Consider the following 13,902-nt stretch of genomic DNA (forward strand, 5'->3'; position numbering starts at 1 on the left):
GTTCGCATGTTCGGGCTTGATATGACCATGCTGGCAATCGTGCTGCTGGTCGCCGTGGCGGCGGCCGCGGTCTGCTATGCCCTCATGTTCTCCCGCATCGAGACGGAGAAGAAGGCCGATGCGCGGCTGACGCGCGTGAAGGCCGCCGAGACCGACATCAACAAGGCTAAAGCGAGCCGCGACCGCGTGCAGGAACTGTCGAAGCGCCGCAAGTCGCTGCAGGATTCGCTGAAGGATCTCGAGAAGAAGCAGCAGGAAAAGAACAAGCATATCGGCGACAAGAGCCTGAAATCGCGGCTGGCCCAGACGGGGCTGCCGCTGACCATTGGCCGCTTCTACGCCTTCTCCATCGGCTTCGGCCTGTTCGTCTTCATCATTGCCTTCATCGCAGGCCTCGCGCCGCTGCCGGCCCTGGGCATTGGCTTCGTCTTTGCCTTCGGGCTGCCGCGCTGGGTTATCGGCTTTCTGGTCAAGCGCCGTCAGAACAAGTTTCTGGAGGAGTTTCCGAACGCGCTCGACGTCATGGTCCGCTCGATCAAGTCGGGCCTGCCGCTCAACGATGCCATCCGCCTGATCGCATCCGATGGGCAGGAGCCGGTGAAGCGCGAGTTCCAGCGCGTCGTTGAATCCCAGCAGATCGGCCTCAGCATACCGGAAGGCTGCGCGCGCATGCTACAGACCATGCCGCTCTCCGAGGTCAACTTCTTCTCGATTGTCATCACCATCCAGAGCCAGGCGGGCGGCAACCTGTCCGAGGCGCTCGGCAACCTGTCCAAGGTCCTGCGTGAGCGCCGCAAGATGAAGGCCAAGGTGAGTGCGCTGTCGATGGAAGCCAAGGCTTCGGCCGTCATCATCGGCGCCTTGCCTTTCATCGTCTCGCTGCTCGTCTACCTGACGTCGCCGGAATATATCTCGATCATCTTCACCGATCCGCGTGGCCATTTCATTCTGCTCGTGTCCGGCATCTGGATGTCGATCGGCATCCTGGTGATGCGCAACATGATCAGCTTCGACATCTGAGGGGGCGTTGATGAAAGATCTGGCAGCAACCATCACCGATCCCGCAACCCTGCTGGCGATCCTCGTCGCAGTCGCCGTCTTCGCGACATTCTATTCGCTCGCCGTGCCCTACATGGAGCGGGGAGATCTCGGAAAGCGCATGAAGGCCGTGTCGACTGAGCGGGAAGAACTGCGTGCCCGCGAGCGGGCCCGCATGAGCGCCGATAGTTCCAAAGGTACGCTGCGCACGCAGAACAACCGCTCGGCCCGCAAGATCGTCGAACGCTTCAATCTACGCGAGGCCCTGGTCGATCAGGGTACGATCAACAGGCTGCGGGCTGCGGGCCTCAGAAGCCAGAATGCGCTCAATATTTTTCTCACTGCGCGCTTCCTCTTGCCCTTCCTGTTCCTGATCGCCGCCGCGATATGGGTTTTCGCGCTCGGAAATCTCGCGTCCAGGCCCATGGGCATCCGCATCATCGCGGTCGTCGGCTTCGCCTATCTCGGTTTCTACGCACCGAATATCTACGTCTCCAACAGGATGAACAAGCGTCAGGCCTCGATCAAGCGCGCCTGGCCCGATGCACTCGACCTGATGCTGATCTGCGTTGAATCCGGGATCTCGATCGAGGCCGCCATGCGTCGCGCGGCCGAGGAAATCGGCACGCAGTCGCCGGAACTTGCCGAAGAACTCGCGCTGACGACGGCCGAGCTGTCCTTCCTCCAGGATCGCCGCACGGCGCTGGAAAATCTCGGCAACCGAACCCAGCTCGATATCGTCCGCGCCGTCGCTCAGGCGCTCATCCAGGCTGATCGCTACGGAACGCCCGTTTCCCAAGCCTTGCGCGTTCTTGCCCAGGAAGGCCGAGACGAGCGGATGAACGAGGCGGAGAAGAAGGCCGCGGCGCTGCCGCCGAAGCTGACCGTACCGATGATCCTGTTCTTCCTCCCGGTCCTCGTCGCCGTCATTCTCGGCCCGGCCGGCATCCAGGTCGCCGACCGCTTCTGATCCGCCTGAACAGGCAACTCAGTTCCGTCAGCTGGGAAGCCCGATCACTTTCTCCAGCGCTTCCCAGGTCTCGTCCATCGCCCACGCGTTAAAAAAGGGCAGGGCGACGTGCCCGTAAAGTGGCGAGAGCTGCCACTCGGCCGTCTCCTCGTCGACATTCGCAACCTGTTGGAGATAGACGACGGAGGCAAGCCCCGTCCGATCGGCGCCGGCCATACAGTGTATGAGCAGAGGTTTCGGCGCAGAGCGCAACAACGCGATCAACTGCTGGCTTTCCGCTGCCGTCAACTGACGGCCCGCAGACATCTGGAAGTCGAAATGCCGGGCGCCCAAGGCAGAGGTGACCGCGACTTCCTGCTTGTACCAGTCCCGATTGCTTGGGCCGCGCAGATTTATGACCGTCTTGATCCCGTAGCGGGAAATATAAGCCGAGAGTTGGCTGGCGGAGGGCTGGGCGGAGCGATAGAGCTCGCCGGGTATGACCTCGTGGAAGTTGCCGCTGGCGTGCAGATAGCCCAGATAGAGGCCGAGGCTGAGCAACGATCCGCCTGCCACCATTGCAGACCGCTTCAGAAATGTTCGCATCTCTTGTGTTCCCGCTTGTCTGGCGGATCGTTCTGCTGCGATTGTGGCCCTTTTACAGTCGTGGCTAGGCGGAGATTTCCGCCTGTCAGTTCGTCGCCGACTTGGCCTTGTCGTTGGCGGCAAGCTTCTGCCAGGAATTCTGCTGGCTCATCATCGAGCGAAGATAGGTGACGTTGGCATCCGCCTGCTGCTGAGACAGTTCCTGCCGGGCGATCTGCTCGGCTTCCGAGAAGCGCCCCTGCAGGCCGATGACGAGTGCAAGGTTCTGCCGCACGCGGCTGTCGGCCGCCGGCTGTTTTGCCGCGTCGCGCATGTAGGTTTCCGCCGTCTTCAGGTCGCCGGAAAGCACATAGGACATGCCGAGGTTCGACATGATGCTTGGCTCGTTGGGCTGGGTCTGCAGCGCCATGCGGTATTTTTGCCGGGCCTCGTCGGAGCGGCCGAGCTGGTCGAGCACGGCACCTTCCGCCGAAATCAGCCGCCAGTCCGGGTGGTCCGGGGTCTGGGCGCGGCCGATCGTGGCAAGCGCCTGTTCCAGTTGTCCCGCACCCGCCTGGGCCTTGCCATAGGCCGCGAGCACCGTGCGATCCGTCGGATTGGCGATCGCCACCTGCTGCATCACGGCAAGCGCCCGGGCGTGCTTGTCGGTCATGCCCAGAATGGTGACATAGCGAACGCGCTCAACATCTTTCTCACCGCGCTTCCCGTTCTTGATCGCTGCCGCGATCTATTCGACCGGCGTGTGAGCGCGGACAAGCTGCCAGAGCCTCTCGCCGTCATCGGCTGAAAACGCGCTGAATGGCGCAAAGCGAAAAGCGCCCGGCTTCGTTTCCATCAATATATAGCGGCTCGTCCGCCTCGATTTCCTGACCATCGACCACGGCACGTGGATCGAAGCTCCGGCAGCATCCGTCGTGGTCATGCCAAGCTCGGTGGCAGTGTATGTGATGATCTTGTTCTGCTCGGGAAAGCGGTTCCATTTGAGCATACTGGTGATCAGCATGATGAAAAGGCCGAAGAAGAAGCTGCCGGTCGCAAAGGGCCAGAGCTGCCGAAATGCAAAGCTTATCGCTTCGAACGGCGCTTCGGTGAAAGAGAGGCGGTTATCAAAGGCGATTGCGGCCGCTCCCACGAGCCCGAAGATGATGATGATCAAGATCATCAGTCTCAGCGACAGGCGAGGAAGCTGGAGCAGCAGAATGCGCAAGTTGTCGGCCGAATTGAGGGTGACGGTGCCGGAGATCGGCGTCGTTTCGGTATCGGCCATGAGGGCTCCGCATCGTGATTGGTGCATAAGGCGGGCCACGGCGCTCACGACGAGAACCGTGGTGTCTTCCGACTATGCGCGATGCGGTGGTTCAGCTCAACCCCGGGCGGGGAGGGCCTGAGGAGGACGGGAAGGGCAGGCCTAGTTCGTCGCCGACTTGGCCTTGTCGTTTGCGGCAAGCTTCTGCCAGGAATTCTGCTGGCTCATCATCGAGCGAAGATAGGTGACATTTGCGTCGGCCTGTTGCTGCGATAGTTCCTGTCGGGCGATCTGCTCGGCTTCCGAGAAGCGGCCCTGCAGGCCGATGACGAGTGCAAGGTTCTGCCGCACGCGGCTGTCGGCCGCCGGTTGCTTTGCCGCGTCGCGCATATAGGTTTCCGCCGTCTTCAGGTCGCCGGAAAGCACATAGGACATGCCGAGGTTCGACATGATGCTTGGCTCGTTGGGCTGGGTCTGCAGCGCCATGCGGTATTTCTGCCGGGCCTCGTCGGAGCGGCCGAGCTGGTCGAGCACGGCACCTTCCGCCGAAATCAGCCGCCAGTCCGGGTGGTCCGGGGTCTGGGCGCGGCCGATTGTCGAAAGCGCCTGTTCCAGCTGTCCGGCACCCGCCTGGGCCTTGCCGTAGGCGGCGAGCACCGTGCGGTCCGTCGGATGGGCGATCGCCACCTGCTGCATCACGGCAAGCGCCTGGGCATGCTTGCCGGTCATGCCGAGAATGGTGGCATAGCGCAGGCCGACATCCCGGTTCTTCGGATCCTTCACATAGGCGCCGCCGACCGCCTTTTCGGTGGCTGCAAGCTCCGCCGCATTCATGCCGTCTAGCGGCGCCGAGGAGACTTTCGGGATAGAGCCGGTCGTCAGGTTGTCATTGTCGCGCTTGGTCGAGGCGCAGCCAGTCACGGCGACCGCCAGGCAGAGGAAGATCGCGGCGCGTGCCATGGTGGTAAGCGGGGTCTTTGCAGCTGCGGTCATCGGGGTCTCGTCGATCCAATGTCGGTGCCGTCTTGTGACGACAGTAACGGGTGGCGCATTTCACCTTCAGCAATAAACTGTTAACCCTAACGGACCGTTAAGATCAGTGATTCCGGACATGCGTACCGGACACCAGTGAAAGCCCAGAGCAACCCGCCATGACCCCTTTCCAGCACATCTCCCGCCCGTCCGTCTTCAGCCCAGCCGGTGTCGCCACGAGGCCGGTCACGGCGGTAACGCCCGCCGATCTCGACGGCGGCGCGGTCCCGTCCGGCTCTGTTGAATGGGCGAGGGCCGCGGGCTTCAAGGCGGATGCCGGAGCCCTGCTCGCTATCCCGGGCGAGGGCGGCAGCGTCGCCGGCGCGCTCTTCGGTCTCGGCAGCGATGCGCGGGACATGCCTTTTCTCTCCGGCAAGCTCTTCAAGCAGTTGCCGTCCGGTGACTGGTCGGTAACGGCCAGCGGCGTCGATGCCGAACATCTCGCACTCGGCTTCGGTCTCGGCTCCTATTCGTTTGCGAAATACAAGTCGGAAAAGCCGAAGGATGTCCGCCTCGCCATGCCTGAGGGCGTCGATGCCGCCGATATCGAGCGACAGCTCGCCGGCATCTTCCTGGCACGCGATCTCATCAACACGCCGACCAACGACATGGGCCCGGCCGAACTGGAGGCAGCCTTCCGCGCGCTCGGCGAACATTACGGCGCGACCGTCACCTCCACCGTCGGCGATGATCTGCTGGAACGCAATTTCCCGCTCGTCCACACGGTCGGCCGCGCCAGCGTCTCCGCGCCCCGCCTGCTCGAAATGCGCTGGGGCAAGAAGGGCGATCCGCGGGTGACGCTGGTCGGCAAGGGCGTCTGCTTTGATACCGGCGGTCTCGACCTCAAGGGCGCCGCCAATATGGCGCTGATGAAGAAGGACATGGGCGGTGCTGCCAATGTCCTCGGCCTTGCCTTGATGATCATGGATGCCGGCCTCGCGGTCGATCTGCAGGTCTTGGTGCCGGCGGTCGAAAACTCCGTCTCCGGCAATGCCTTCCGTCCGGGTGATATCTACAAGAGCCGCAAGGGCATTACTGTCCAGATCGACAATACCGATGCCGAAGGCCGCCTCGTGCTTGCCGATGCACTTGCCTATGCCGACGAGACACCGCCGGATCTCTTAATCGACATGGCAACGCTGACCGGCGCTGCCCGCACCGCGCTCGGCCCCGAACTTGCGCCCTTCTTCACCGATGACGAGACGCTCGCCGGCAAGCTGCAGGTTGCGGCGCGCGATGCGGCCGACCCCGTCTGGCGCATGCCGCTCTGGATGGGCTACGACAAGGATATCCGCTCCCGCGCAGCCGACATTACCAATTCGCCTTCCGGCGGCATGGCCGGCTCGATCACTGCGGCCCTCTTCCTCAAGCGCTTCGTCACGGCGGCCCAGAGCTGGATCCATTTCGACATCTACGGCTGGAACCTTGCGGAAAAGCCCCATGCACCCGTCGGTGGCGAGGCTTTCGCCATCCGCGCACTCTACCGCGTCATCCGCGACATGGCCGGCAAGAAGGGTTGAAAACGCACCGGTAACAGTTTGGCTCTAGGATCGGCATCGGTATGGAGTATCGAAATGTCGGTTGAGCTGTCGGCGACGGAAGCCCTGGGGCTCTGGTATCGCGTATCGCTGCAACAGGTCAGGGGCGAGGCCCATGACCTGACCCTTCGGCAGATGGCGATCCTGCTGCATATCTACATGGTTCCGCCGCCCCACACCGTTCGTGGCCTGGCCTCGACACTCGGCGTCACCAAGCCGGTCATCACCCGTGCGCTCGACACGATGGGCGAGATGGGCCTTGTCACCCGCGAGCGGGATGATCGCGATCGCCGCAATGTCGTGATAAAACGAACCGTCGGTGGCGCCCTCTATCTCGAACGGCTCGGCGACCTGATCATGCGCGAAGGAAGAAGCATCGCTTCTTGAAGGATTGCACCATGGAACTGGACAGACGCCTCAATGCCTTCCGGCCGGACCTCGCAGCCGAAACGCTGAAGGGCAGGGTCGAGGCGGCCCGCTTCGTCAAGGGCGAGCCCGCATCGGTCGTGTGGCCGGTCGCGCCCTTCGCCCCCATGCCGATCTCGCCCGCGGTATCGATACCGAGCTTTTGCGCGGCGAAAGCCTGCGCGTCTTCGACCGGGCGAACGGCTTCGCCTGGGTCCAGGCTGATTTCGACGGCTATGTCGGCTATCTGCCGGAAGAGATGATCGGCGCGCCGGTCGAACCGACCCATCGCATCGCCGCACCGCGCACCTTTGTCTATCCCGAAGCGGAACTGCGCAAGCCGGTGACGAAGGCCCTCTCCATGGGAAGCCTCGTCACCGTGGTCGGCGAGGCGGAAACCCGCGGCACCCGCTATTTCCTGCTGGCCGATGGCGGCGCCGTCATCGCCGCCCACTGCATCCCGGTCAGCGAAACGGCCGGCGAAGACTACGTCGCCGTCGCCGCCCGCTTCGTCGAGACGCCCTATCTCTGGGGCGGCCGCTCGGGCTTCGGCATCGACTGCTCCGGCCTCGTGCAGCTTTCCCTGATGATGGTCGGGCGAAAGGCGCCGCGCGACAGCGACATGCAGGCTTCCTTCGGCGAGCAGATCGACAGGGGCGACCTGCGCCGCGGCGATCTGGTCTTCTGGAAGGGCCATGTCGGCATCATGGAAGACGAGGCGACGCTTCTGCATGCCAATGGTCACACCATGACGGTCTCGCGGGAGAATTTCGAGGCGGCGGTCAAACGCATCGGCTGGCTCTATGAGCAGCCGACAGGCTATCGTCGCGTCACCTGACGCCATACGGCCACACTGCCGCGGTCAAGGACCGGCCTTCACGAGAATGTTGGCTTGGCCTTCATGGCATCCGCCACATCTTGCCCCTATCTCTATGATGAGACGCAGGGCCGGATCACAGGGTCCCCGGGTCACAGGGTCATTGATCGCAGATCAGGTCATGGAGTTCAGTCATATGCTCAAAGGTGCTTGGATATTGCCCGCCGTGATGTTCGTCGTGCTGATCCTGGCGGCCGTCCCCTCGGTGGTCTTCGCCGCGGACGGCAATCCCTTCGGCCGGTCGATGGGCCCCTATTTCGAAAGTCTGCCCGGCGTCGTGCCGCAAGGGCAGCAGGTGAAGCCTGACGACTACAAATGCACCAGCAGCATAGGATACACGTCCCGCACGCGCAGCCGGAACGATCCTTTCCGCTGGGACAACGTTCCGACACGGCTCTATCACTGCAAGGCCGCCAATGGCACGACCTATACCGGCACCCAGATGCCCAGCACCGAATGGGTCCCCGGCATCAGCCCCCATTTCCTGCCCCGCTGAGCGATCGCGCTAAAGCTCCATATCCGCCAAGAACGTCCCCGTCATAGGCACCGACAGATAGCTGCTGTTGATATCTGCCAGCGTGCGGGCGGGGTCGATATCAGCAAACAGCTCCGGGTGAAACCACTTCGCCATTGCCTCGACGGCGACGACGTAGGTCGGTGACTGGAAGAAGAACAGCCACAGCGCATGGGCCTTACCCTTCGTCACTGCAGTAAGCGTCCCGAGCGCCGGCTCGCTGCGGATGGCCTGCAGCGCCGCCTGCACATCAGCTTCCGCCACGCCCTGCCCGATCGGAAAGTCCCCCGGCCGGCTGGCTCCCGAGCTTGCTGCGGCGATATAGACATCCGGGTCGGCGCCTAGCACGAATTCCAGGCTGAGCTGCCCGGTCTGCCCACCCATCATCCCGCTGGCAATATTGTCGCCGCCGGCAAAGGCAATGATCTCGCCCACCTTTCCGGTCGCAGACCAGCAGCAATCCCAGTCCGCCGAGCGGGCATGCAGGAAGACTTTCGGCCTCTTCGGAGCGGCATCCGCCAGCCGTTGACGGATCGTCGCCATATGCTGCTCGACAAAGGCGAGATAGGCCTCCGCCTGCTCCCGTCGCTCCAGCACCGCTCCGATGATGCGCAGGGCTTTGGGCAATCCGGCCACCGGATCGGAGAAGAAGTCGACATAGGCAACCGGCACCCCGGCTGCCGCCAGCGTCTCCTCGATATTCCGGTCGCTATGCAGCCAGAGCGGCAGCAGCACAAGATCCGGCGCCACCGACAGCAGCCCCTCTGCGGAAAGATCGGTCGATGGCGGGCCGAGATCGGTCACATCTGCGAGTGCGGGAAACTTTGAGAGATAGGCGTCGTAAGTCGCAGGGTCGTACCGCCTCAGATTGTCGGTCGAAGCAATCACCCGGGCGACCGGTTCCGGCGTGATGAGCGCAAAGGCCGTCAGCAGCCGCCCGTCGCCGAGCGCAATCCGCTTCGGGGCGTCCGTGAGCCTGACCTGCCGCCCGGCCATATCGGTGAACTCGACAGGTGCGGCAAGCGCATCGCCCGCCCCGAGAAGACAGAGAAACAGGTAGAGGAGGGCGCGGATCGCTCCGCATCCTCCCGGTCCTTGTCTTCCTAGTCTGCTGGCGATACCTCTCACCAGCGAACCTTCAGGCTGGCCGTGATCGTCCGGCCGTTGCCGTAGAAGCACGAGGTCTGGTTCCAGCACGATGCGACATATTCCTTGTCGAACAGGTTGGCCGCGTTGAGCGACAGCGTCGTGCCCTTGTATTTCGGGTCCAGCGCGCCGAAGTCGTAGCGCAGCGCCGCGTCGACCAGCGTGTAGGAGGGCACCTCGATCACATTGGTCGGGTCACCCTGCGACGAGCCGACATAACGCACGCCGGCGCCAAAACTCAGCCCTTCCAGCGCCCCGGTCGGCACGACATAATTCGTCCACAGCGAAGCGAGATGGCTCGGCGCCCCGATCGGCGTCTTGCCCTGATAGGTCGAGTCCTTCGTCACCTCGATGTCGATATAGGAATAGCTGGCAATCATGCTGAGATCGTCGGTGATGTTCGCATGTGCCTCGAGTTCGAGGCCGCGCGAGCGCACCTCGCCGGTCTGGATCGTATTCATCGGGTCTCTCGGATCGGCGGTGCGCATGTTCGTCTGCGTCACGTCGAACAGCGAAGCCTGCAGGAAGCCCGACCATCCCGTCGGCTGATATTTGACGCCGATTTCGAACTGCTCGCCTTCCGTCGGCTTGAACGGCCGGCCTTCCAGGTCGACACCGCTGACCGGCTCGAAGGATGTCGCATAGCTCGCATAGGGCGCGATGCCGTTGTCGAACTGGTAGACGAGGCCCGTACGCCAGGTCCAGACATTGTCCGATTGAGACATGCCGCTCGAACCACCGCCAACGGTGCCCGAATTGGTGTCCATGTCGACGCTGTCCCAGCGCAGGCCGGCCAGCCATGTCAGGTTGCCGATCTTGATCTGGTCCTGAGCATAGAGCCCGACCTGCTCGATCCTCTGATCGCTGGTATAGATGAGATCGAGGGCAGGGATGTCCACGCCGTAGACGGGATTGCGAACGTTCAGGTTCGGTGCCCCGCCCATGCCGACCAGATAATCCGCCTTGTTGTGGCGATAGTCGATGCCGAAGAGAGCGGTATGGTGCAGAGCTCCGGTGTCGAACTCCGCCTGGGCATTGGTATCGACGGTAAAGCCCGATGCGTTCTCGACAGATTCGATCGTCGCGCGCGTTAATTCGCTGTAATCGGCATTCCAGCCGGTCTCGTAGACCGAGCGGTAATGGTAGTCGAGATCCATGTAGCGAAGGTTCTGCCGCACGGTCCAGACATCGTTGAAGCGGTGCTCGAACTCGTAGCCGATCGATTTCTGCTCGCGATGCGACTTGTCGAAATCCGGATCGCCCTCGTAGAAGTCGCGGTCGAAGCGGAACCCGTCCGGCGTCGAAACGACGGTGCCCTCGTAGGGAAGATAGGTGAAGGCGCCCGAGCTCGGATCGTTCTGGATATGGCCGAGCACGGTCAGGCTCGTATCCTCGTCCGGCTTCCAGGTCACGGCCGGGGCGATCGTGTAGCGCTCGTCCTCGGTAAAGTCGATCTGCGTGTCGGCATGCCGCGCGACGCCGGTCAGGCGGTAGAGCAGGCTTCCGTCCTCCGTCACCGGCCCGCTGAAATCGAAACCCGCCTGCTTGCGGTCGAATGTGCTGTATTGCAGTTCAACTTCGCGCAGCGGCTCCTCGGTCGGCCGCTTGCTCCACAGGTTGACCACACCGCCGGGATTGATCGCGCCGTAGAGAACGGAGGAGGGCCGCGCAGCAGTTCCACCCGTTCCAGCAGATAGGGATCGATCGACGGCGCGATGTAATACAGTCCCTTCGGCAGGCGCATGCCATCCAGCAGGCCGACGAAATTGGCATCCGAACCGCCGGGCGCGCCAAAGCCGCGAATGTTCGGATAGTCGTAGCGTCCGGCGCGCGATTCCGGCGTGACGCCGGCCGTGTAGCGCAGTGCCTGTGACACGGTCTGGACATTCTGGTCGTCGAGCTGCTTGCGGGTGACGACGGAAATCGATTGCGGCGTCTCGATCAGCGCTGCACCGGTCTTGGTCGCGGTCAGCGACTGTTCGGCGACATAGCCGTCCGTCGCGCCGAATTTCCGGTCGGTCTGGATGACGATCGGCTGCAGCTGGTTGGTCGCGTCACCGCCTGCCGTATCCGCCGCCTGCCCGGGCGTTCCGATGGTAAAGGCATTGCCGGTGAAGCTGTAGGAAAGCCCGGTACCGGCCAGCAGGCGCGAAAGCCCTTCCGCCGCCGTATAAGTCCCGTTGATGCCCTGACTCCTGAGGCCGCGCACCCGCACCGTGTCGTAGAACACCTGCACGCCGGCCCGGTCCGCGAAGGAGAGGAGCGCACCGTTGAGATCCTGCGCCGGAATATTGAGCGACACCATCGCCGCCGCGACCCGCCCCGTCGTCCCTTGGGCCTCTGCCGGCGCCGGCGCAAGCACTACGCCTGTCGTCAATGCCAGTATGCTGGCCGTCCCCAACAGCCGCAACATGGCCGGAACCTGCGCCCGGCCTTCCCCGAAAATGCCCATCTGAAATGCCCCTGGTACTCGAATATCCCCTGCGACCCCTTCAATTCTGAGGTGCGCTGAAAATAAGACGAATCCAGTCATCTTTTTCAGTAAAGATTTTTTCGGAAAAATTTCCGAGGCCTGGTTATCGGCACTCGTCAATAGATCACGGTGACGAGCGGCGGCACGGAAGACATGCTGAGATCAAGCTCGCGGACGATGCGGCCGAGCGCGTTTGGCAGATCGTTGGTGTCGAACACGCCGCTCACCTTCAGGCTCGCCAGCCTGTCGGAGGCGATGACGATCCGGCCGCGCCGGTAGCGGTTGAGCTCGGCGATGACGCGCGACAGCGGCACGTCGCTGAAGATGATCTTGCCGCGTCGCCAGGCCGTCGCCTGGTCCATGTTCTTCGTTTCCACCACGCCGAGGCCGCTTTCCGGCGCATAGCGCACCGACTGTCCCTCGTTGAGCATCACGCTCACCTTCGTGCCGTCGTCGAGACCGACCGAAACGCTGTGCTCGGCAACCGCCACCTCGACGGCCTCGTCGATCCGGTCGACGGAAAACTGCGTGCCGATGGCCGTCGCCGTGCCGATCGAGCTTGCGACGACGAAGGGCCGGACTTCGGGGCCCGCCTTTGGCGCGGCCGTGAAATAGGCGCGGCCGGACAGAAGCTCGACGCGCCGCTCCCGGTCGGAAAAGTCGACGGCAAGTGCGCTGTCCGAACCAAGGTCTACGATCGAGCCGTCCGACAGGGTAATCGTCCGGCTCTCGCCCGGCGCCGTCCTGTAATTGGCGGTCAGCAGCACGGTAGGATTGCCGTACCAGAAGACGGTCGCCGTCACCGCGACTACGAGACAGGCCGCCAGCGCCAAGGCATGTTTGAGCATCGCAGGTTTCCGACGTTGCGGCGCTCCCGCCGCAACGGAGCGAGGCGCAGGCGGAATGTGTCGCACCGGCCGCTCGGCCCGCTGATACGTTGGTTTATGGTTCGGCTGAGGGATGGAGCCAAGCTGTCCCATCAGCCCGAGTTCCTGCCAGGTCCCGCTCACTTCAGCAAAGGCGGCCTTATGGCGCGGGTCGGCGTCCAGCCATTGCTGCAGGGCGCGCCGGTCCGTATCGGGCACGGTTTCGCCGCCGAGAAGCACGACCCAGCGGGCGGCCTCCTCGTCGATCATCTCCTGCCGGTCTTCGCTCTGCCCCACTTTGTCGTCCTGCATGTCGTCTTGGTCCGGTGATGAGCCTCTTCCGGCAATAGGACGTCTGACGCCCGCTGATCCGGTAAAGGGAAAGCCGCCCGGCCCCGTTATCTTGAATTTGTGTCGCGCAAGCGCCTGGTGATGTGGGCAAGCGCCTTGGCGAGATGCTTCTGCACGCTGCTGTCTGAGATGCAAAGCCGCTCGGCGACCTGCGCATAGGTCAGGCCATCCACCCGGTTCAGGATGAAGATCCTTTGCGTCAGCTCCGGCAGTTCGGCCAGCGTGGCAGAAATCTGCGCCAGCCTCTGACGTGCCGCCGTTTCTTCTTCCAGGTTCGGCCGGTCGTCGGCGATATCGGAAAACGCTTCCCCCGCTGTCAGGTCGGTCCGGCGACGGGATTGCTGGCGCACATAATCGACGGCAAGGTTATGGGCCGTGCGGTAGAGATAGGAGCGCTCGTTGGCGATCGATGCGACGGCGGCCGGCGCACGTTCCGCGTAGCGCAGGAACGTCTCCTGCGTCAGGTCCGCGGCGGCTTCCGCATTCCGCAACTGTTTCATCAGATAGGCCTGGAGTTCGCCCTGGTGCGCGAGAAAGAGGCCCTTGAGCGTCTCGTTGGTCACAACCGTCTGCCCCTGATCGATCGGTTCTTCACCCTATCCATGACGTCATTCCGGGGAATTTGCAAGATGTGCCGTGTGACGCGCGAGGGCTGCTTCCGGGGCTGGAAATGGCGCTCATGCCAAGCCTGAGCCAGAAATAGCAAAGGCCCGCAAGCGGGCCAATTACTAAGCATTATCAATGGGAATGGTGCCCAGAAGAGGACTCGAACCTCCACATCCTTTCGGATACCAGCACCTGAAGCTGGCGCGTCTACCAATTCCGCCATCTGGGCGACGGAGAGCGATGTACGGGGGCTGC

Annotated in this window: 13 protein-coding genes, 1 tRNA gene and 2 pseudogenes; 6 read left to right on the forward strand and 10 right to left on the reverse strand. The window is 63.0% G+C overall.

Annotation, left to right across the window (positions count from 1 at the left end):
- Nucleotides 1–6 precede the first annotated feature (6 nt).
- Both N7E02_RS16940 and N7E02_RS16945 read left to right on the forward strand, forming a co-directional pair.
- Nucleotides 7–1,020: a type II secretion system F family protein gene (locus N7E02_RS16940; RefSeq protein ID WP_286583450.1), complete on the forward strand. Its 1,014-nt coding sequence runs from the start codon at nt 7–9 to the stop codon at nt 1,018–1,020.
- Between the two features lie 7 nt (nt 1,021–1,027).
- On the forward strand, nt 1,028–2,008 hold the full coding sequence (locus N7E02_RS16945; protein ID WP_286583452.1) for a type II secretion system F family protein: 981 nt from the start codon (nt 1,028–1,030) through the stop codon (nt 2,006–2,008).
- A 27-nt stretch (nt 2,009–2,035) separates the two neighbouring features.
- Here N7E02_RS16945 and N7E02_RS16950 read toward each other — a convergent pair whose 3' ends face one another.
- The 4 genes and pseudogenes from N7E02_RS16950 to N7E02_RS16965 all read right to left on the reverse strand — a co-directional run bounded on the left by N7E02_RS16950 (nt 2,036) and on the right by N7E02_RS16965 (nt 4,832).
- Complete coding sequence (locus N7E02_RS16950; protein ID WP_353622898.1) at nt 2,036–2,548, reverse strand: dual specificity protein phosphatase family protein; 513 nt, start codon at nt 2,546–2,548, stop codon at nt 2,036–2,038.
- 130 nt (nt 2,549–2,678) lie between these two features.
- Nucleotides 2,679–3,296: pseudogene (locus N7E02_RS16955) on the reverse strand (tetratricopeptide repeat protein); the annotation flags it as partial.
- A 24-nt stretch (nt 3,297–3,320) separates the two neighbouring features.
- Nucleotides 3,321–3,860 (reverse strand): YcxB family protein, encoded by a 540-nt coding sequence (locus tag N7E02_RS16960; RefSeq protein ID WP_286583455.1) that lies wholly within the window; start codon nt 3,858–3,860, stop codon nt 3,321–3,323.
- A 141-nt stretch (nt 3,861–4,001) separates the two neighbouring features.
- Nucleotides 4,002–4,832: a tetratricopeptide repeat protein gene (locus tag N7E02_RS16965; RefSeq protein ID WP_286583457.1), complete on the reverse strand. Its 831-nt coding sequence runs from the start codon at nt 4,830–4,832 to the stop codon at nt 4,002–4,004.
- Nucleotides 4,833–4,990: 158 nt separating this feature from the next.
- Between N7E02_RS16965 and N7E02_RS16970 the strand changes: the two genes are divergently transcribed.
- From N7E02_RS16970 to N7E02_RS16985, 4 genes and pseudogenes are all read left to right on the forward strand, one after another.
- Nucleotides 4,991–6,391 (forward strand): leucyl aminopeptidase family protein, encoded by a 1,401-nt coding sequence (locus tag N7E02_RS16970; protein ID WP_286583459.1) that lies wholly within the window; start codon nt 4,991–4,993, stop codon nt 6,389–6,391.
- Nucleotides 6,392–6,445: 54 nt separating this feature from the next.
- Entirely contained in the window at nt 6,446–6,796 is a 351-nt protein-coding gene (locus tag N7E02_RS16975) for a MarR family transcriptional regulator (protein WP_286583460.1), read from the forward strand.
- A gap of 11 nt (nt 6,797–6,807) precedes the next feature.
- Nucleotides 6,808–7,652 (forward strand): annotated as a pseudogene (locus tag N7E02_RS16980) (C40 family peptidase).
- A gap of 175 nt (nt 7,653–7,827) precedes the next feature.
- A complete protein-coding gene (locus N7E02_RS16985) occupies nt 7,828–8,187 on the forward strand; it encodes a hypothetical protein (protein WP_286583462.1) in 360 nt (119 codons plus the stop codon).
- A 9-nt stretch (nt 8,188–8,196) separates the two neighbouring features.
- Here N7E02_RS16985 and N7E02_RS16990 read toward each other — a convergent pair whose 3' ends face one another.
- From N7E02_RS16990 to N7E02_RS17015, 6 genes are all read right to left on the reverse strand, one after another.
- Complete coding sequence (locus N7E02_RS16990) at nt 8,197–9,402, reverse strand: ABC transporter substrate-binding protein (RefSeq protein WP_286583464.1); 1,206 nt, start codon at nt 9,400–9,402, stop codon at nt 8,197–8,199.
- Nucleotides 9,330–10,976: a TonB-dependent siderophore receptor gene (locus N7E02_RS16995; RefSeq protein ID WP_286583465.1), complete on the reverse strand. Its 1,647-nt coding sequence runs from the start codon at nt 10,974–10,976 to the stop codon at nt 9,330–9,332. Before N7E02_RS16995 ends, N7E02_RS16990 begins: the two co-directional genes overlap by 73 nt.
- Entirely contained in the window at nt 10,865–11,803 is a 939-nt protein-coding gene (locus N7E02_RS17000; protein WP_286583466.1) for a TonB-dependent receptor, read from the reverse strand. Before N7E02_RS17000 ends, N7E02_RS16995 begins: the two co-directional genes overlap by 112 nt.
- A 137-nt stretch (nt 11,804–11,940) precedes the next feature.
- A complete protein-coding gene (locus N7E02_RS17005; RefSeq protein ID WP_286583467.1) occupies nt 11,941–13,002 on the reverse strand; it encodes a FecR family protein in 1,062 nt (353 codons plus the stop codon).
- Between the two features lie 86 nt (nt 13,003–13,088).
- On the reverse strand, nt 13,089–13,604 hold the full coding sequence (locus tag N7E02_RS17010) for an RNA polymerase sigma factor (protein WP_286583469.1): 516 nt from the start codon (nt 13,602–13,604) through the stop codon (nt 13,089–13,091).
- Between the two features lie 185 nt (nt 13,605–13,789).
- Nucleotides 13,790–13,876, reverse strand: a tRNA-Leu gene (locus tag N7E02_RS17015).
- Nucleotides 13,877–13,902: the final 26 nt, after the last annotated feature.

The organism is Terrirhizobium terrae, assembly GCF_030323265.1.
Lineage (GTDB): Bacteria > Pseudomonadota > Alphaproteobacteria > Rhizobiales > Rhizobiaceae > Neorhizobium.